This is a genomic window from Acinetobacter sp. DMC2 (assembly GCF_056314305.1).
The window spans coordinates 223,317-240,770 of sequence record NZ_JBQUYP010000007.1; the positions used below are offsets into that span (position 1 = coordinate 223,317).

Consider the following 17,454-nt stretch of genomic DNA (forward strand, 5'->3'; position numbering starts at 1 on the left):
TAACAGTAAAGTGATTTTTCTGTAGGAATATTTAGAGGTAGATCGCCTAACATTATAAAAAACCGTTGTGCTGGAGGCAGCTGGTAATGGGGAATTTGTATAGCTTACTACTTATACCAGTGTTAGTAGCATGCTCTGGTACAGTTGATTTACTTGTTTCGGGTAATGCTAATAATGGAATTATATTTCAGCTATCTAAAAGTGATGCCAAAAAGCTTGATAGTGGTTTTCGATTTTATGTGATGGATAATAGCACTGTTCCTGCTGGTACGTTGAAAGAAACAGTATGGGAGATTAAGATAAGCAGGGAAATAAGTTGGTTTAATTTTAAAAATGATTATGCCTATAAATGGACTTATGGAGTTAAACCAAGTGGATTTAAAGAGATTGTAAAACCCAAGCAGCTAAAGTTAAATACTCAATATTATTATTCGATTGATGGTGGGGCAGGCTATCATGGTTCAGGTTGTTTTTATTTAAATGAGAACAAAATGGTTGTAGATAGTAAAATTTGTTGAGTCAGATGTAGTTTATAACTCTGGACTTGTAGCTTATCTTGTATAGGCATTACTACTTTAGTTTTGTACCTTAACTGATGAGGTGAGCCAGCCTTTTGATATGTTATTTTTCCTAGTGAAAGTGATTTTAAGAGGGTGGTTTATTAAAATAATTTTTTAGGTCTTAATATGAAATAGGGTGCTTTATAAATTAAGTTCCCTATTTTTATTTAAATATAGAAATAGTTTTGATACTTGAAAAAACAATATTGGAAAGAACGCGCTGATGACTTTAGGTAGTAATTAAGATGAGCATGAAAGATTTAACTGAAGCCTTTAAACTAATTCAGGAAAACCCCGATGACGCTGATTTTATGAATGGGTGTTCGGACGAATTAATTAATAAGGCTGAGCAAGTTTTAGATATTAATTTTCCTCAAACCTATAAGGTTTTTTTGAAAAGATATGGAGCTGGAGATATTGCTGGGCAAGAGTTTTATGGAGTTATTGATGAAGACTTTGAAAATTCATCTATTCCTGATGCAATTTGGTTAACCCTGCATGATCGAGAAAAAAATAATTTTCCTAAGCACTTACTTATAATTTCACAGACTTCAGACGGATATTATTATGTTTTAGATTGTTCTAAAATGAAGGATGAAGAGGAGGGAGCTGTATATGAATGGAATCCAAATATTTCTAAAGATAATGATACGTTGGTTGAAGTCGCAAAAGATTACGGAGAGTTTATTTTAAATTTAATAAAGTCATCTTTATAATCTTATTATATGTGCGCCCTGCGGGACTCGAACCCACGTCGGTCGCTTAGGAGGCAACTGCTCTATCCAGTTAAGCTAAGGGCGCATAATTTTCTGATTATAAACAAAAAAGCTATTGCGAAGGCAATGGCTTTTTTACGTTTTAGTTATTAAAACTTTTGCCATAGTGGGCAATAAAGATAAAGTTGAACCATTCAATGGTTTCGAACACTTATGTCTTGTAGAAAAACAGTTTAGAAAGCTAAAAAAATCACAAAAAATTCATGTTGATCTTTCTATGATCTGAAGCAAAACACGAAAAGGTTTAAGACAAGCAATCGGGTAGGTGAAGTTATTCCTAGAAGGTTGTTTGTTAAAAATCAGATTTGGCTATCGTATAATTCAAAAGGGCATAACATGAAAAAAGTTGATGAACAGGACTTATCTAGAATTATTGAAATGGCATGGGAAGATCGCACTCCATTTGAAGCAATTGAGCGAGAATATGGCTTAAGTGAAAGCGAAGTTATTCGTTTAATGAGATACAACCTGAAAACCAATAGTTTTAAACTCTGGCGCAAACGTATGGCAGGGCGTAAAACTAAGCATCAACAATTACGTTCGCCAGAAATTGAACGAGCTTACTGTTCGCGTCAGTATAAATATGCATAACATCTAATTTTATTGTCGATGAAATTTTAATTTTTATAATGCTTAATTATCTGATGATGAATAAAAAAGCCATTGTCTAGACAATGGCTTTTTAGATTTATTTATTCTTCAGGATTCTCAATGGAATCTAGTTTTTTAGGATTTAAATAATCAAAAAGTACGAGCATTGCTGTAATCCAAATAGGGATCATCATTACTGACTCTTTGAAGCCTTGAGTCCACATAATATAGAGAACCACAGCAATAAACGCTAAAACTAAGTAATTACTAAAAGGTGACCATAACGCTGGAAAAGATGTCTTAATATTCGCATGCTTAACAAAGCGTCTATACTTCAAATGTGTAATTGATATCATTGCCCAGTTTAGAACAAGTGCACCAACCACAACATACATAAGATGTCCAAGAGCATCTTCAGGTACAAAGTAATTTAAAAGAACACAACCAAAGATTAATAAAGCAGAAAGCAGAACAGCGGGAATAGGAACCCCCTGTTTATTGGTTTTTGCAAAAACTTTTGGTGCATTCCCTTGTTGAGCGAGACTGTAGAGCATACGACTATTTGCAAACATCCCACTGTTATAAACAGATAGAGCAGCAGTTAGAATAATAAAGTTCAGTAAGTGTGCAGCCCAACCAATTCCCATTTGGCTAAAAATCATAACAAATGGACTTTTGTCGAGACCGCCAAGATCTAATTGGTTCCATGGCACTAATGAAAGTAAGATTGCCAATGAACCGATATAGAAAATCAAGATACGGAAAACGACTTGGTTAATTGCTTTTGGAATGGTTTTTTTCGGATCTTTTGCTTCTGCTGCGGCCATACCAATCAGTTCAATACCACCAAAAGCGAACATCAAGAAAGCCAACATATAGAACAGGCCGCTAAAGCCATTTGGAAAAAAACCACCATGAGACCAAAGATTACTAAATGAAATGCTTGAACCTACATCTGCTGTAAAGAGCAAATAAAGCCCAAACACAATCATAGAGATAACCGCAGCAACTTTAATAATAGCGAGCCAGAATTCGGACTCCCCATAAAATTTGACGTTGGTTAAGTTAATTGCCGTAATCACGACAAAGAAAAATAAGACAGAAGTCCACGCTGGAATATGAGGCCACCAATAATTAATATATTTGGCTACCGCGGTGAGTTCACTCATCGCAACCAGAACGTAGAGTATCCAATAGTTCCATCCGGTTAAAAATCCGGGAAATTTCCCCCAATATTTATACGCAAAATGGCTGAACGATCCTGCAACAGGTTCTTCAACAATCATTTCTCCCAAGTGACGCATAATCAAAAACGCGATTAAGCCGCCAATGGCATATCCTAAAATAATGGATGGTCCCGCAGATTGAATCACTTGCGCCGAGCCTAAAAATAATCCGGTACCAATTGCTCCACCCATAGCAATTAATTGGATATGTCGATTTTTTAGTCCTCGTTGCAGTGTAGAAGATTCGTTGGTCAAAGGTCTTCACTCACAATGAATAAGTAAATTATTCTAATAGATGGAGTTATTTTAGCCTAGACTACAAATTAATAAGCTGTGACTGAAAAGTAATATTAAAATATATTTAAAATCATTGGTTTACTTTTAATATTTCAATATAGAGTGAAAAGTGCTCTAAAAAATATAATTTCATATAGACTTTTTTTCATAGATTTTGCTTAGATTAAGTCATTGCAAGCATATTGCTAAATTCTCAAAATATGCTCGCGTCAATACGATTGATGTATAAAGCAGATCGCTATCTCTTGGCCTTAAAACAATTTAAGATGCAGAGAAGGGTAAACAAGAATGCTTGTTTTGATATAGAAGAACATAATAGTAAGGATAACAGTTGATATGAGCTCAGTACCGCAAATTAAAATTCCAGCAACTTATATGCGTGGTGGAACCAGTAAAGGTGTCTTTTTTAAGCTTGATGATTTGCCAGAAAAAGCCCAAGTTGCAGGACAAGCAAGAGATCAGCTCTTACTACGTGTCATTGGTAGTCCAGACCCTTATGGAAAACAAATTGATGGGATGGGCGGAGCCACTTCGAGTACCAGCAAAACAGTTATTCTCGCTAAAAGTACTCAGCCAGATCATGATGTTGATTATTTGTTTGGTCAGGTTTCAATTGATCAGGCTTTTGTAGACTGGAGTGGTAACTGCGGTAATTTGACTGCTGCGGTTGGTTCTTTTGCGATTTCAAATGGCTTGGTAGATGCAGATCGTATTCCAGAAAATGGCCTATGCACGGTTCGAATCTGGCAAAAAAATATTCAAAAAACCATTATTGCGCATGTACCTATCACCAATGGTCAAGTTCAAGAAACTGGTGATTTCGAGTTGGATGGCGTGACGTTTCCTGCCGCTGAAGTTCAAATTGAGTTTTTAGACCCTGCCGATGATGGTGAAGAAGGCGGCGATATGTTCCCGACAGGGAATATTGTTGATGAATTAGATGTTCCTGATATTGGTCGTTTCCAAGCGACTTTTATTAATGCCGGAATTCCAACCATTTTCTTAAATGCAGAAGATTTGGGTTATCAAGGTACTGAATTACAAGATCATATTAATAGTGATGCAGCTGCACTGGCACGCTTTGAAAAAATTCGTGCGTATGGTGCGGTACAGATGGGTTTAATTAAAGATATTTCAGAAGCAGCTGCGCGTCAGCACACACCAAAAATTGCTTTTGTTTCTAAACCGAAAAACTACACTGCTTCAAGTGGTAAGTCAGTTTCAGAGACTGATGTCGATTTACTGGTTCGTGCTTTGTCGATGGGTAAGTTACACCATGCGATGATGGGAACAGCAGCCGTTGCGATTGGTACGGCAGCCGCTATTCCAGGTACTTTAGTAAATTTAGCGGCGGGCGGTGGCGAACGTGAAGCGGTACGTTTCGGTCATCCCTCTGGAACATTGCGTGTTGGTGCTCAAGCGGAACTTATTAACGATCAATGGGTCGTTAAAAAAGCCATTATGAGCCGTAGTGCACGTGTGTTAATGGAAGGTTGGGTACGCGTCCCAGGTGACAGCTTCTAAAAGTCGTTAAATAAGAAAAAGCCTCTCAATCATGTAGAGGCTTTTTTACAGTTGCCTTCAAAAACTCATCACCCACTTTCCACAGTGAATCGTGTATGATGTAGCGCATGAATGCTTCATTACATTCAATAAAATTTCTCTACTGATTTTATCGAGGCGACTGTGTCATCACTCTCTCAAGTTAATGCGGATGTTTTAAAACAAGCTCAACAACGTATTCAACAAGACTTATTGACGACACTGGCCGCGTTCTCAATTCCAGAGCCTTTAAAAAGTGCAGTACACCATGCAGTTATGCTTGGTGGAAAACGTGTGCGTCCAGCTTTGTGTTATGCCACGGCTTCTTTACAGCCAAATCCAAATTTTGCGGCGGCTCGTCGTGCGGCGGTTGCTGTAGAGTTAATTCATTGTTATTCGCTAGCGCACGATGACTTGCCTTGTATGGACAATGATTTACTGCGTCGTGGTCAGCCAACGTGTCATGTTGCTTTTGGTGAAGATACTGCTTTGCTTGCAGGTGATATTTTACAATCAATGGCTTTTGAGGTTTTAGGTAGCCGTTTGTTCGATGAGCAAGGGCAGGGTACTGATGCTGCAATTGTATTAAAACAAATCCAGATTCTAGCAACAGCCACTTCAAAAATGGTATGTGGTCAAGTTTTAGACTTACAAGCTGAAGCTAAGCAAATTGCTCAAGATGAACTTGAAAATATTCATCGTAATAAAACTGGTGCACTCATTCAGGCTGCCATTATGATGGGTGCGGTCACCATTTTTTCTGGAACAGATCAAGCAATTCCAAAATTACGCCAATATGGCCAGACTATTGGTTTAGCTTTTCAGGTATTAGACGATATTCTCGATATTACTTCGAGTACTGAAGCCTTGGGTAAAACTGCAGGTAAGGATGAGCAAGTACAGAAGTCGACATATCCAGCTTTAATGGGTCTTGAACAAGCACAGGTTTATGCCAAAGAATTGCATGATCAAGCTTTTGAGGCCTTGGCTCATTTTGGTGATAATGCAAAAGAATTAGTTGATATCTCACAATTTCTTTTAGCGCGCACGAACTAATAATATTAAATTAATATGCATAACTTCTATTCATGAGAAATGAATAAAGGAGAAAAAAATGAATGGTGAACAACTCCATCAAAAAGCAATTGAAATTGCGAGAAATCTTCCATTTAGTCAACAGACCCATCCATTTGGGCCAGAATATGAAGTTTTTAAAATCTTAGAAAAAATATTCATGCTGACAACGGAAGTAGCAGGTGTCAAAATGATTAATGTCAAATGTGATCCTTATAAAAGTCAGGAATATCAAGAGCTTTATTCATTTATTGTTCCGGGTTATCACATGAATAAAAAACACTGGATTTCGATTACACCGCATAAGAATTTAACAAGCGATTTACTTCAAGACTTAATTCATGATTCTTATGATTTAGTCGTAAAAAAACTACCTTTGAAAGATCAGAAAAGATTAAAAAACCAATAATATAAAAAACGGCGACATTGTAGTCACCGTTTTGATTTCAATTACTTATTTGAAGTAATGAAATTAATTATGCTTTCCCATAATACCGCGAATTGTATTCAAGACATCGGCAGGTAAAACCACAGTTTTGGCATTACTTGATTTCGCCATATCTTGCATTGCTTTAACATATTGTTCACCCAAAAGGTAAGCAACTGGAATCTCTTTATCACCGACTGCGCTAGTCACCATTGAAATCGCTTTTTGAGATGCTTCAGCTAAAACAACTTGGGCTTCTGCGTCACGACGTGATGCTTCTAAACGACCTTCTGCACTTAAAATAGCAGCCTGTTTTTCACCATCTGCTTTAGTGACAGCCGCACGACGTTGACGTTCTGCAGCAGCCTGTTCTTCCATAGCAGCTTGCATGGTATGAGAAGGTTGGATGTCCTGAATTTCAACTGTTTTTAAGGTGATGCCCCAATCCGAAATATCATCAGAAATAGCGGCTTTTAATTTAGCTTTAATATGATCGCGTGAAGACAATGCATCATCTAGATCCATTTCACCAACAATAGAACGTAATGAGGTTTGTACAAGGTTTTGAATAGCCCATGTATAGTTTTCAATACCATACACTGCTTTTTCCGGTGTAGTTAAATTAATATAGGCTACAGCATTCATAAGCAATACAGCGTTATCACGTGTAATGACTTCCTGTGATGGAATATCGAGCACAATATCTTTCGTGGTAATTTTATAAGCCACTTCATCTACATAGGGAATAACAAAATTAAGCCCTGGATTTAGCGTAGAATGGTACTTACCTAAACGCTGAACAATCCATTTATAGCCCTGAGGAACAATACGGACCCCTTTAAAAATGGTAACAGCAACAAAAGCCAAAAAGGCTAACACAATAATAGTACCGACTGGCATAAAATACCCTCTCTTTATCTTTAATGTTTATGAAGTACCGTGGGTTTGAACAATTAAGTCATTACCCGAAATATCAATAACTCTAACTCGATCGCCCACTTTAACAGGAGTGGTGCTCCGACAATTCCACTCATCGGCCCCTAAAATAGGCATTGGAAAGCGAACAATAATTTGATCATGGTCTAGACCAGTTTGAATCACCATTCCAATTTGACCAATCGTTGCTTCACGGGGTAATCCCGCTTTAGTTTTATCAATCGATAAGGGTTTAATAAATTTGAACCAAAGAATGGTGCATAGCACTGATAGTATTATCCACAATACAATTTGTGTTGTGAGGCTAATATCTGGAAATAACCAATAGAGAATGCACACCATAATGGCGGCAATACCAAACCAGAGTGCAGCAAAGGCAGGGAGGATCAGTTCAGAAAGAATAAGTAAGATACCCAATACAAACCAATGCCAAGGTTGTACAACGAACTCCATAGATCTGCTCTTTTATATATATTTATGTGAGTAAAAGTGACTCAATATCACTTTTACCACTGTAGCAGATGATGGGAAATGTGGATAGAAAAAAACCACCCCAATTAGAATTTAGAGCGTGGTGCTGGCTTAAATGCTGCTGGAGATTTTTTGAAGGTTGCAATCGCACTCTCAATTTGACGAATTTGAGCTTGAGCAGCTTTTTCACCTTCTAAAATTGCCTGATTACTTGATTTGAGGTCCAGTGTACCTAAATGGCCTACTTTAGGCTGAATCACAACATTGGCTTGCTTGAGTTCTTCATTAATACTTTGTTGACCCATAATATTAATGGTTTGATCTAGTAATCCCCACATATTGGCTGGGCGATTACCTGCCGGACGCGCAGAAATATCAACCGCAATCACAATATCAGCTCCCATATCACGAGCTGTTTTAACAGGAATTGGACTCACCAATCCGCCATCTACATATTTTTGATTACCAATAGTTGCTGGTACAAACACATTTGGAATACTGCAAGAGGCGCGTACTGCTTGGCCTGCATTACCTTTAATAAAGTCTGCCTTTTGACCATTATCAAGACGAGTTGCCACAGCCGCAAAACGGATTGGGAATTTCTCAATCGGTTTATTACCCACATTACGGTTAACGTAGTCTTGTAACTTTTGCCCGAGAATAATGCCTTGACGGTTAAGCGTTAAATCACGGATATCAGACTCTTGTAATTTCAGAGCCAGACTTTGCAATTGATAAGGCGTTTGTCCACTTGCGTAGATACTTCCCACAAAGCTACCGGCACTAGTACCCGTTACAATTTTAGGCTTAATTCCATGAGACTCTAAAACCTTGATCACACCAATATGTGAAAATCCTTTTGCTCCACCGCCACCTAAAGCAAGCGCAATTACAGGTTCACGGGCTTTAATTGAGGTAGTCGGCATTGGTGTTTTGCTAAATTTATCACAGCCAAAGAGTGCTAGAGAGATAAATCCAATACTGGCAAATTGAGCAATTTTCATCTTTAAAAATAATCTATGTCGAGATAAATTAAGAGGGGTCATAAGACCAGATTCGATCAATTTTTGCTAGGTTTTTTTCACTAGATTTTGTAAAGGTTCCGCAAGCCAATTACGGTTTTTTGGGGAGATTTTCCCTTCATAGCGATCAAAAATCTTTTGTAGATCTTCATCATAATTTCCACTTGGGTCCAAATGGCCTAAGCAATGAATCGTTTTATGATCATAATCAAAAGAAAACATGACAATAGGAATATTGGCCTTTGCAGCAATATGATAAAAACCACTTTTCATTTTTTTTGCTTTTTTACGTGTGCCTTCGGGTGCCATTCCAATCCAGATTTTGTCATATTTTTGAATAGTGGCAACCACTTGTTCAGTCAGTCCATTTGCTGTATCACGTTTAACCGGAATGACTCCGGCCCAATCTAAAGCTCGTTTAAATGGTGGTTTAAATAGAGCATCTTTACCTAATACCGTAATTTGAATGCCTAATCCGAAAATAGCGAGAAACCCATACCATCCATCAATATTTGAAGTATGAGGCGAGATAATCGCGACTGCTTTTGGAAAATTAGGAACTTCGCCTTCAATTGTCCAACCTTGCGCTAAAAAAAGTTTTTTAAATAGTGCCCGGCTTAAAGCAGTACCACGTTGGGGTACCAAATCAGGTAAATTAGGGAAATGTTGATCCATATTTTTTTAAATTTTAACTTGTCCTAGTTTTATCTTAATCTTTTGAAATATATGCTTCATTGGCAAAATGTAAGAACAACATGACATTTGATGTTATTCCTCATTAAAGAAATAAAAAGTAGGTATATATGTTTCGGCAGCAAAATCTTTATCTTCTGCTATTTTCCTTATATTGGGCACAAGGGCTACCTGTGGGTTTTATGACTCATGCTTTACCTGTTATTTTAAGGGCACAAGGTGTGTCACTCGCTTATATTGGTGGTTTTGGTCTATTAATGTTGCCTTGGTCAATTAAGATCTTTTGGGCGCCCTGGGTTGACCGACATGCACTTTCCCGTTTGGGGCATTATCGTAGTTGGATTTTACCTACTCAGTTTTTGACGGTAGCTGTGCTGTGTATTTTGTCTTTTTTCCCAGTTCAGGTTTTAGATCAGCCTCTTTATTTATTTGCCTTTTTTATTTCGCTTCTTTTAATGAACTTAACAGGAGCAACACAAGATATTGCGACCGATGCTTTGGCCGTCAATTTGTTACAGCATGACCAACAACATTGGGGAAATACATTTCAGGTGATTGGTTCCCGACTCGGTTTTATTGTCGGGGGAGGTGCCGTACTCTGGTGTTTAGACTGGTTAACATGGCAACCCAATTTTTTACTATTAGCGGTCTTGGTGTTTTTAAATACTTTACCCGTTTTATTATTTAAAGAACCTAAACATGCAGCTTATTCAGCTCATCAACTTAAATCTAGCCAGCAAAATTTAGTCATAAAAATTAAAGCCTACTTGAGTTATTTCTCTGAAAATAAAGAGCTTCGTTCTTGGTTAGTTGTACTTATTACTTTTAAAGTAGCAGATGGTTTAGCCGGACCATTACTTAAACCTTTACTGGTCGATATGGGGCTAAGTTTTACTCAAATTGGCGTTTATATCACCATGCTCGGTGCAGTGGCAGCACTGGCAGGGGCAGCAATAGCTGGTGGAGTGCTTAAATACTTCTCTAGACCTACCACTTTAATTATTTTTTCAGTATTTAAAATCATGAGTTTAGCGGCTTATGCCTATTTAGCTTATGCTTACGAACAGAAAATTCAACTCAATGTCTGGGCTATCTATACAGTCAATGCTTTAGAGGATGCATTCTCGGCAATGTTGTTGGTGGTGATGTTGACCTTAGTCATGCACTACAGTCGAAAAGAATATGCAGGTACAGATTTCACCTTTCAGGTTTCAGTCATGGCGACTGTGAGTGGGGGGCTTTATAGTTTGAGTGGTGTGTTTGGAGATGCTTTCGGTTATTTCCATTATTTGATAGCTATTGTCATTATTGGCACTGTTACTTTGCTCCCTATTTCTCTCTGGAAACATGCAAAACTACAAGAAAAATAATGTTAACTAAATGAAATAAAGAAATTTAATATCGATTAAGGAATGATCTAGTCATTATCTACTACCTTTGTCTATGTTTCTAAAAATGTATGTTTTTAGCTATTTAAATGCTCTATTAATTGTGCCATCTTGTTTGGGTAGCAAATGGAAGCTAACTGGAGTAAAAATGGATTTTGTTAACAAGAAAAATCATGTGAATCAATTAAAATGGGTAGAAAAATGTTCAAGTAGATTGGATATTAGCCTAAAGTCTAAAAAAGAATAATGAAATAACGATTTAATCATTCTATAAGATAAGAGAGTTGTGTAGGATTCGTTAGAACATGAAGTTAAGGTGAAATTCTGTAAAGCAAAGTATATTTTTTATATTTTGAATTCAGAGTTTTAGTCTTGCACAGCGTTGAAATTGGTTTTGGTTGCGGTAATAAAATTAATGTAACCAGAGTGGAGGAGAGTTGATTTTTTAGCCCCCTAATTTAATGGCGTAAATCAACTTAGCATGGATAGGCAACATAAAATATATTTTTGGAGTTTTTGATGGATCTATTCCTTAATCGTAAATCTTTCGTTGTTAAAAGTTTAGCGCTTACAGTTACAGCTTTAATGATGAGTGGGGCACATGCTGCGACTTCCGACAAAGCGGAAATTCAACAGCTTCGTAAAGAAGTTGAGGCTTTAAAAGCTTTAATTCAACAACAAAGCCAAGTGCAGCAACAACAGCAGCAAGTACAGCAACAACAGCAAGTTCAACTTGCTGAAGTTAAGGCACAACCTGTTGCTGCACCAGTTTCACCTTTAGCATCATTAAAATCTAAAGCGGGTGCTGATGTGAACCTATATGGTTTTGTTCGTGGCGACGCTAATTATATTATTGAAGGTGCGGATAACGACTTTAACGACGTAAGTAAGTCAGATGGTAAAACACAAGATAAATTGCGTGCGACTGCTAAAACTACACGTCTTGGTTTAGATTTTACTGCTCCAGTAAATGACGCTAAAGTTGGTGGTAAAATCGAAGTTGACTTTGCAGGTACAAATGATGGATTACGTATTCGTCATGCTTACTTAACGTATAACAACTGGTTATTCGGTCAAACAACTTCGAACTTCTTGGCTAATCATGCACCAGAAATGATCGACTTCTCGACAAACATTGGTGGTGGTACTAAACGTGTTCCACAAGTACGTTATAACTACAAATTAGGTCCAACAACTCAATTGTTTGTTTCTGCAGAAAAAGCGGACAGTTCAACATCTTCTACGGGTGACAGTCTTAAATATCGCTTACCTGCATTAACTGCTAAAATCACTCAAGGTTATGCAGAGGGTAAAGGTTCTGCATCAGCTCGTGTTTTAGTAGAAAATTATAAATCACAGCTTGCTGATGATGAGAAAACTGGTTGGGGTGTAGCTGTTGGTACAGACTTTAAAGTATCTGATCCTTTAAAACTCTTTGCTGATGCATCATATGTTGTAGGTGATAATACCTATTTATATGGTAGTAACTCTGCTTACGCAGTAGAAGGTAATTCTATTGAGCAAAATGAATTTGTAGCAGTACAAGTGGGTGGAACTTATAAGATTTTACCTAACTTGCGTTCGACTTTAGCATATGGTGCTCAATTCGCTGATGACGGCACTGATTTTGCAAGATTAAATGCATCTGCTAATGAAAAAGTTCAACAAGCATGGCTTAACGTGATTTACACACCAGTTAAACCAATTGATTTAGGTGTTGAATACGTTAACGGTAAGCGTGATACTTTTGATGGTAAATCTTACAAAGATAACCGTGTTGGTTTAATGGCTAAATATAGCTTCTAAGAACAATATTTAGTTAAAAATCAAAAAAGACGAGGTTAAATTTAACCTCGTCTTTTTATTAGAAAAATTTTGAAATAAGTATTTTTTAAGATTTATGTATTAGATCATTTTTTATTTAAGTCATTTTTAAGTTTCAATTTCTACAGTAAAGCATCATAAAAAGATTGTAGTTCCCCCAAGATGCTGAATTTTTTTTCTACCTTAAAAAATAAACAGATTTCACTGTTTATGTTTAATTTCATTATAGCCATTTGGTTAGGTGCAGTTTTAAATATTGGTTTTTATAACAAAGTACATCTTTTAACTCCATATTTTGGAGTAAAGGCTATTCTATTTTTAGCTGCTACAGTGATTATTGTCGTTGCTGCGTATTATGCGCTTTTACAAATTTTAAACTGGAAATGGACGGCCAAACTTTTTGCAATTTTGCTGGTCTTTATTGGTGGTTTTAGCTCTTATTTTGTAAATACGTTAGGTGTAATCATCTCGCCTGATCAGATTCAAAATATGATACAAACAGATGTATCTGAAGTTTCTGATTTAGTTTCATTACGCTTTGGACTTTGGACAGTTTTCTTCGTTGTTTTACCTATTATTTTAATTACTCAAGTAAAGCTTAAAAGAGAAAAAGTATCCCATTTATTGTTGAAAAAAGTCGGTTCAATTATCGCTTCTTTTGCAATTGTTGGTATTCTGCTTTTTACATATTATGTGGATTTTGCAGCCATTTTTCGTGAACATCGTGATTTAAAAGGCATGATTTCTCCTCAAAACACTATTTCTTCTTTAATGTCTTATTATCATAAGAAGGCGCCTAAGAAGAACTTACCATTAATACATTATGGTGAAGATGCTCATCAGGTTCAGTCAGTACAAAAGAACCTGCCTAAATTAATGGTACTGGTTGTGGGGGAGACAGCGCGTGCAGAAAGTTTTTCACTCAATGGTTATGCTAAAAATACGAATCCGGAGCTTTCTAAACAAGATATTTTGAATTTTTCTCAAGTAAGTTCATGTGGTACAGCAACCGCTGTTTCAGTTCCATGTATGTTCTCTGGCATGCCACGTGTTGACTATGATGAGCAATTAGCAAGTCATCGTGAAGGCTTGTTGGATATTGCAAAGCGTGCGGGTTATCAGGTGACTTGGATTGATAACAATTCTGGTTGTAAAGGCGCATGTGATCGGGTTGAGCAATATCAAATTTCAGAAAAGTTAAAGCAAAAATGGTGTAAAGATGGCGAATGCTTTGATGATATTTTAATTGATAGCTTAAATGAGTATTTAGCCACTATTCCTAAAGAAGATACACGTCCACGTTTAATTGTTTTACATCAAGTCGGAAGTCATGGCCCAGCTTATTACAAGCGTGCACCTGATGCATATCAACCATTTAAACCGACTTGTGATACTAATGCGATACAGGGCTGCTCTCAAACAGAGTTATTAAATAGTTATGATGACACGATTGTATATACAGATCATGTGTTAAGTCAGATGATTAATAATTTAAAAGAAGTATCGAAATATCAAACAGGTTTATGGTATTTATCTGATCATGGTGAATCAACTGGTGAACATGGTTTATATTTACATGGTTCACCTTATGCAATCGCACCGAGTCAACAAACACATGTACCAATGATTATGTGGTTCTCTGATAAATGGAAGCAGCACAATCTTGCACAAGTGAGTTGTTTAGGCCAACAAACGAAACAAAAGTTAAGTCAGGATAATTTATTCCCAAGCTTATTAAGTTTGTTAGATGTAAAAACTCAGGTCATCAACCCTCAACTGGATATGCTGCACTCTTGTGCCCATGTGAATTAAAGCGAGCCTAGAACATGACAAAAATCTTGATGATTGAAGATGATTTTATGATTGCAGAGTCAACAATAACGTTGCTGCAATATCATCAATTTGAGGTGGAGTGGGTTAATAATGGCTTAGATGGTCTAGCTCAATTGGCCAAAAATAAGTTTGATATCATTTTATTAGACTTAGGTTTGCCCATGATGGATGGCATGCAGGTTTTAAAGCAAATCCGTCAAAGAGCTGTCACTCCGGTTTTAATTATTTCGGCACGAGACCAGTTACAAAACCGTGTAGATGGATTAAACCACGGTGCAGATGATTACTTAATTAAACCATACGAGTTCGATGAGTTACTTGCCCGTATTCATGCACTATTGCGCCGTACAGGAGTAGAAGCTCAGCTTACGAACCATGAGCAACTTTTACAAAATGGCGATCTGGTTTTAAATGTTGAACAACATATTGCAACCTTTAAAGGTCAGCGAATTGATTTATCGAACCGTGAATGGGCGATTCTTATTCCTTTAATGAGCCACCCAAATAAAATCTTTTCTAAAGCAAATCTTGAAGATAAGTTATATGATTTTGATAGTGAAGTGACCAGTAATACGATTGAAGTATATGTGCATCACTTGAGAGCTAAACTTGGAAAAGACTTTATTCGAACTATTCGAGGGTTGGGTTACCGTTTAGGGTAATCCTCGCTTCAATTTTGGAACTTTATAAAAGTGCATTATTCATTAAAAAAACGACTGATTTGGGGCACCTCAATTTTCAGTGTCATCTTAGGTTGTATATTAATTTTTAGTGCTTATAAGGTTGCACTTCAAGAAGTTGATGAAATTTTAGATACTCAAATGCAATATTTAGCAGAACGAACAGCTGAATATCCATTGAAAACGGTAAGTAGTAAGTTTGATTTTCATAAGACTTATCATGAAGAAGATCTATTTGTAGATATTTGGGCTTATAAAGATCAGGCTCATTTATCTCACCATTTACATCTGTTGGTTGCACCAGTTACACAAGCTGGTTTTTATTCACATAAAACCAGCCAAGGTGTAGTGCGAACTTATATTTTACCTTTAAAAGATTACCAGATTCAGGTCAGTCAACAAGAGCGGGTTCGTGAAGCTTTTGCTTGGGAACTTGCTGGAAGTATGTTCATTCCATATTTAATTATTTTGCCATTTGCGATTTTTGCTCTAGCAGCAATTATCCGTCGAGGGCTAAAGCCAATAGATGACTTTAAGAATGAACTAACTCATCGTGATTCTGAAGAACTGACACCTATTGAAGTTGCGGACTACCCGCAAGAGTTATTGCCAACTATTGATGAAATGAACCGTTTATTTGAGCGTATATCAAAGGCTCAAATGGAACAGAAACAGTTTATTGCCGATGCTGCACATGAACTTCGAACCCCAGTTACAGCTCTAAATTTGCAAACGAAAATTCTAATCAGTCAGCTTCCTGAACACGAGTCTTTGCAAAATTTGAGTAAAGGATTAGCACGTATTCAGCATTTGGTCACACAGCTCTTGGCTTTGGCTAAGCAAGATGTCTCTTTAAGTGTGATTGAACCGACCAAAACTTTTCAGCTCAATGATGTCGCTTTAAATTGTGTTGAACAGCTGGTTAATTTAGCTATGCAAAAAGATATTGACCTAGGTTTTGTCCGTAACGAACCGATTGAAATGCATAGTATTGAGCCAACAGTACACTCAATTATTTTTAACTTAATTGATAATGCAATCAAATACACGCCTCATGAAGGAATGATTAATATTTCAGTCTTTAATGCTACAGATGGCGATGCATGTATACAAATTGAAGATAGCGGTGCAGGGATTGACCCTGAACATTACGATAAAGTTTTAAAACGTTTTTATCGTGTACACCACCACCTTGAAGTGGGTAGTGGCTTAGGTTTATCAATTGTTGACCGAGCGACTCAGCGTTTAGGTGGAACTTTGACGCTAGATCGAAGCTTAGAGCTTGGTGGACTCTCTGTTTTAGTTAAACTGCCAAAAGCTCTACATATTCATGAAGCAAGAACTTGATTTAAGCAAGTTCTTGTTTGATTCGTTTTTCAAATTCAAAGCGGTGAATACAAATTCTATAAAATAAGATATTCACTGCCCAAACCACCCAACCAGTCCATAAATTGTGGCTAAGGAAATGGGCGCCACGCATCATTTGTCCCCAGCCCATTAGAAAGCCTAAGATGATGCCAGCGATGAGATAAAAATAGGCACGTTTAGGTTGTTCAAGGCGATAAACAAAAAAGCCTGTCATTAAAATAAAGCCTGCACTCGCGTGACCACCTGGAAAGCAATGACCATGCGTAGAGGTAAAGTCCCACACATAACTTAAAGCAGTCGGATGAACCATATTCCAAGGGCAAGCGTGAGCAGATTGTGATTTTAATAGGCCAACTACACCGCTACCAATCATGCTCACAAAAAACATATAGCCATATTGCCAGCGATAAAGCTTCAATTTTTCTACTTTGAATGACGCGATCCACAGAAATAAAAAGATCACATAAACAGTGGTAATGATTTGTTTTACGATTTCATGGTTAACCCTGACAAGGTACCAATTGTCTCGATTAAAGAAATGACCCGTTGAATCCATCCAAGGGTGAATGAAGTACATATCAATGTTCCCACCCACTGGAAATATGAATAAAAGTATAAAAGAACTAAGGGCAAGAAAAATAAGCTGAAGTTGAAAAAATTGTTTTTGTTGATTCATTGCCATGCAACATCAATTTGAATGTGAGTTGAAGGCATTACATAAAATAAAACTTAAATTGTTCTTAAAC

At 37.0% G+C, this 17,454-nt stretch carries 17 protein-coding genes, 1 tRNA gene and 1 pseudogene; 12 read left to right on the forward strand and 7 right to left on the reverse strand.

Going from position 1 to position 17,454, the window contains the following annotated elements; all coding sequences use genetic code 11:
• The first annotated feature begins 86 nt into the window (after nt 1-86).
• Nucleotides 87-518, forward strand: a complete 432-nt coding sequence (locus ACT53H_RS16300; protein ID WP_353156745.1) for a hypothetical protein — start codon at nt 87-89, stop codon at nt 516-518.
• 287 nt (nt 519-805) lie between these two features.
• Nucleotides 806-1,276: an SMI1/KNR4 family protein gene (locus ACT53H_RS16305; protein ID WP_151768303.1), complete on the forward strand. Its 471-nt coding sequence runs from the start codon at nt 806-808 to the stop codon at nt 1,274-1,276.
• A 12-nt stretch (nt 1,277-1,288) separates the two neighbouring features.
• Here ACT53H_RS16305 and ACT53H_RS16310 read toward each other — a convergent pair.
• A tRNA-Arg gene (locus ACT53H_RS16310) sits at nt 1,289-1,361 on the reverse strand.
• Nucleotides 1,362-1,672: 311 nt separating this feature from the next.
• Here ACT53H_RS16310 and ACT53H_RS16315 point away from each other — a divergent pair.
• Complete coding sequence (locus ACT53H_RS16315) at nt 1,673-1,927, forward strand: TIGR03643 family protein (protein ID WP_013196941.1); 255 nt, start codon at nt 1,673-1,675, stop codon at nt 1,925-1,927.
• Nucleotides 1,928-2,028: 101 nt separating this feature from the next.
• Here ACT53H_RS16315 and ACT53H_RS16320 read toward each other — a convergent pair whose 3' ends face one another.
• Complete coding sequence (locus tag ACT53H_RS16320; protein WP_004789335.1) at nt 2,029-3,408, reverse strand: amino acid permease; 1,380 nt, start codon at nt 3,406-3,408, stop codon at nt 2,029-2,031.
• A 378-nt stretch (nt 3,409-3,786) separates the two neighbouring features.
• On the opposite strand from ACT53H_RS16320, the gene prpF reads away from it, so the two are divergent.
• From prpF to ACT53H_RS16335, 3 genes are all read left to right on the forward strand, one after another.
• Complete coding sequence (gene prpF / locus ACT53H_RS16325) at nt 3,787-4,974, forward strand: 2-methylaconitate cis-trans isomerase PrpF (protein ID WP_476009672.1); 1,188 nt, start codon at nt 3,787-3,789, stop codon at nt 4,972-4,974.
• Between the two features lie 162 nt (nt 4,975-5,136).
• The gene (locus ACT53H_RS16330; protein ID WP_476009673.1) at nt 5,137-6,048 is read left to right on the forward strand and encodes a polyprenyl synthetase family protein; all 912 of its coding nucleotides are present in this window, start codon (nt 5,137-5,139) and stop codon (nt 6,046-6,048) included.
• A gap of 58 nt (nt 6,049-6,106) precedes the next feature.
• Complete coding sequence (locus ACT53H_RS16335) at nt 6,107-6,475, forward strand: MmcQ/YjbR family DNA-binding protein (RefSeq protein WP_476009674.1); 369 nt, start codon at nt 6,107-6,109, stop codon at nt 6,473-6,475.
• Between the two features lie 63 nt (nt 6,476-6,538).
• Here ACT53H_RS16335 and ACT53H_RS16340 read toward each other — a convergent pair whose 3' ends face one another.
• The 4 genes from ACT53H_RS16340 to ACT53H_RS16355 all read right to left on the reverse strand — a co-directional run bounded on the left by ACT53H_RS16340 (nt 6,539) and on the right by ACT53H_RS16355 (nt 9,597).
• The gene (locus tag ACT53H_RS16340; RefSeq protein ID WP_004789339.1) at nt 6,539-7,393 is read right to left on the reverse strand and encodes an SPFH domain-containing protein; all 855 of its coding nucleotides are present in this window, start codon (nt 7,391-7,393) and stop codon (nt 6,539-6,541) included.
• Nucleotides 7,394-7,420: 27 nt separating this feature from the next.
• Nucleotides 7,421-7,882, reverse strand: a complete 462-nt coding sequence (locus ACT53H_RS16345; RefSeq protein ID WP_004789340.1) for an NfeD family protein — start codon at nt 7,880-7,882, stop codon at nt 7,421-7,423.
• Between the two features lie 104 nt (nt 7,883-7,986).
• Complete coding sequence (locus tag ACT53H_RS16350; protein WP_476009675.1) at nt 7,987-8,904, reverse strand: patatin-like phospholipase family protein; 918 nt, start codon at nt 8,902-8,904, stop codon at nt 7,987-7,989.
• Nucleotides 8,905-8,970: 66 nt separating this feature from the next.
• The gene (locus ACT53H_RS16355) at nt 8,971-9,597 is read right to left on the reverse strand and encodes a lysophospholipid acyltransferase family protein (RefSeq protein ID WP_174759664.1); all 627 of its coding nucleotides are present in this window, start codon (nt 9,595-9,597) and stop codon (nt 8,971-8,973) included.
• Between the two features lie 128 nt (nt 9,598-9,725).
• Between ACT53H_RS16355 and ACT53H_RS16360 the strand changes: the two genes are divergently transcribed.
• From ACT53H_RS16360 to ACT53H_RS16385, 6 genes are all read left to right on the forward strand, one after another.
• Nucleotides 9,726-10,985 (forward strand): MFS transporter, encoded by a 1,260-nt coding sequence (locus tag ACT53H_RS16360; protein ID WP_476009676.1) that lies wholly within the window; start codon nt 9,726-9,728, stop codon nt 10,983-10,985.
• A gap of 73 nt (nt 10,986-11,058) precedes the next feature.
• Nucleotides 11,059-11,250, forward strand: a complete 192-nt coding sequence (locus ACT53H_RS16365) for a hypothetical protein (RefSeq protein WP_034591627.1) — start codon at nt 11,059-11,061, stop codon at nt 11,248-11,250.
• Nucleotides 11,251-11,522: 272 nt separating this feature from the next.
• Nucleotides 11,523-12,809 carry a DcaP family trimeric outer membrane transporter gene (locus ACT53H_RS16370; RefSeq protein WP_353156763.1) on the forward strand — a complete coding sequence of 429 codons (1,287 nt, stop codon included), beginning with the start codon at nt 11,523-11,525 and terminating at the stop codon, nt 12,807-12,809.
• 180 nt (nt 12,810-12,989) lie between these two features.
• On the forward strand, nt 12,990-14,639 hold the full coding sequence (locus ACT53H_RS16375) for a phosphoethanolamine transferase (protein WP_476009677.1): 1,650 nt from the start codon (nt 12,990-12,992) through the stop codon (nt 14,637-14,639).
• A 14-nt stretch (nt 14,640-14,653) separates the two neighbouring features.
• Nucleotides 14,654-15,322, forward strand: coding sequence for a DNA-binding response regulator PmrA (locus ACT53H_RS16380; protein WP_004789346.1), 669 nt, complete (start codon nt 14,654-14,656; stop codon nt 15,320-15,322).
• A gap of 30 nt (nt 15,323-15,352) precedes the next feature.
• Nucleotides 15,353-16,687 carry an ATP-binding protein gene (locus ACT53H_RS16385; protein ID WP_151964375.1) on the forward strand — a complete coding sequence of 445 codons (1,335 nt, stop codon included), beginning with the start codon at nt 15,353-15,355 and terminating at the stop codon, nt 16,685-16,687.
• Between the two features lies 1 nt (nt 16,688).
• On the opposite strand, the pseudogene ACT53H_RS16390 reads toward ACT53H_RS16385, so the two are convergent.
• Nucleotides 16,689-17,397, reverse strand: a pseudogene (locus ACT53H_RS16390) (phosphatase PAP2 family protein).
• Between the last annotated feature and the right edge of the window lie 57 nt (nt 17,398-17,454).

Excerpts from the sequence above, each read along its gene's own strand:
- ACT53H_RS16300 (WP_353156745.1), top strand. The coding sequence starts at position 87 with ATGGGGAATTTGTATAGCTTACTACTTATACCAGTGTTAGTAGCATGC.
- ACT53H_RS16305 (WP_151768303.1), top strand. The coding sequence starts at position 806 with ATGAGCATGAAAGATTTAACTGAAGCCTTTAAACTAATTCAGGAAAAC.
- ACT53H_RS16315 (WP_013196941.1), top strand. The coding sequence starts at position 1,673 with ATGAAAAAAGTTGATGAACAGGACTTATCTAGAATTATTGAAATGGCA.
- prpF (WP_476009672.1), top strand. The coding sequence starts at position 3,787 with ATGAGCTCAGTACCGCAAATTAAAATTCCAGCAACTTATATGCGTGGT.
- ACT53H_RS16335 (WP_476009674.1), top strand. The coding sequence starts at position 6,107 with ATGAATGGTGAACAACTCCATCAAAAAGCAATTGAAATTGCGAGAAAT.
- ACT53H_RS16340 (WP_004789339.1), bottom strand. The coding sequence starts at position 7,393 with ATGCCAGTCGGTACTATTATTGTGTTAGCCTTTTTGGCTTTTGTTGCT.
- ACT53H_RS16345 (WP_004789340.1), bottom strand. The coding sequence starts at position 7,882 with ATGGAGTTCGTTGTACAACCTTGGCATTGGTTTGTATTGGGTATCTTA.
- ACT53H_RS16350 (WP_476009675.1), bottom strand. The coding sequence starts at position 8,904 with ATGAAAATTGCTCAATTTGCCAGTATTGGATTTATCTCTCTAGCACTC.
- ACT53H_RS16355 (WP_174759664.1), bottom strand. The coding sequence starts at position 9,597 with ATGGATCAACATTTCCCTAATTTACCTGATTTGGTACCCCAACGTGGT.
- ACT53H_RS16360 (WP_476009676.1), top strand. The coding sequence starts at position 9,726 with ATGTTTCGGCAGCAAAATCTTTATCTTCTGCTATTTTCCTTATATTGG.
- ACT53H_RS16365 (WP_034591627.1), top strand. The coding sequence starts at position 11,059 with ATGTTTCTAAAAATGTATGTTTTTAGCTATTTAAATGCTCTATTAATT.
- ACT53H_RS16370 (WP_353156763.1), top strand. The coding sequence starts at position 11,523 with ATGGATCTATTCCTTAATCGTAAATCTTTCGTTGTTAAAAGTTTAGCG.
- ACT53H_RS16375 (WP_476009677.1), top strand. The coding sequence starts at position 12,990 with ATGCTGAATTTTTTTTCTACCTTAAAAAATAAACAGATTTCACTGTTT.
- ACT53H_RS16380 (WP_004789346.1), top strand. The coding sequence starts at position 14,654 with ATGACAAAAATCTTGATGATTGAAGATGATTTTATGATTGCAGAGTCA.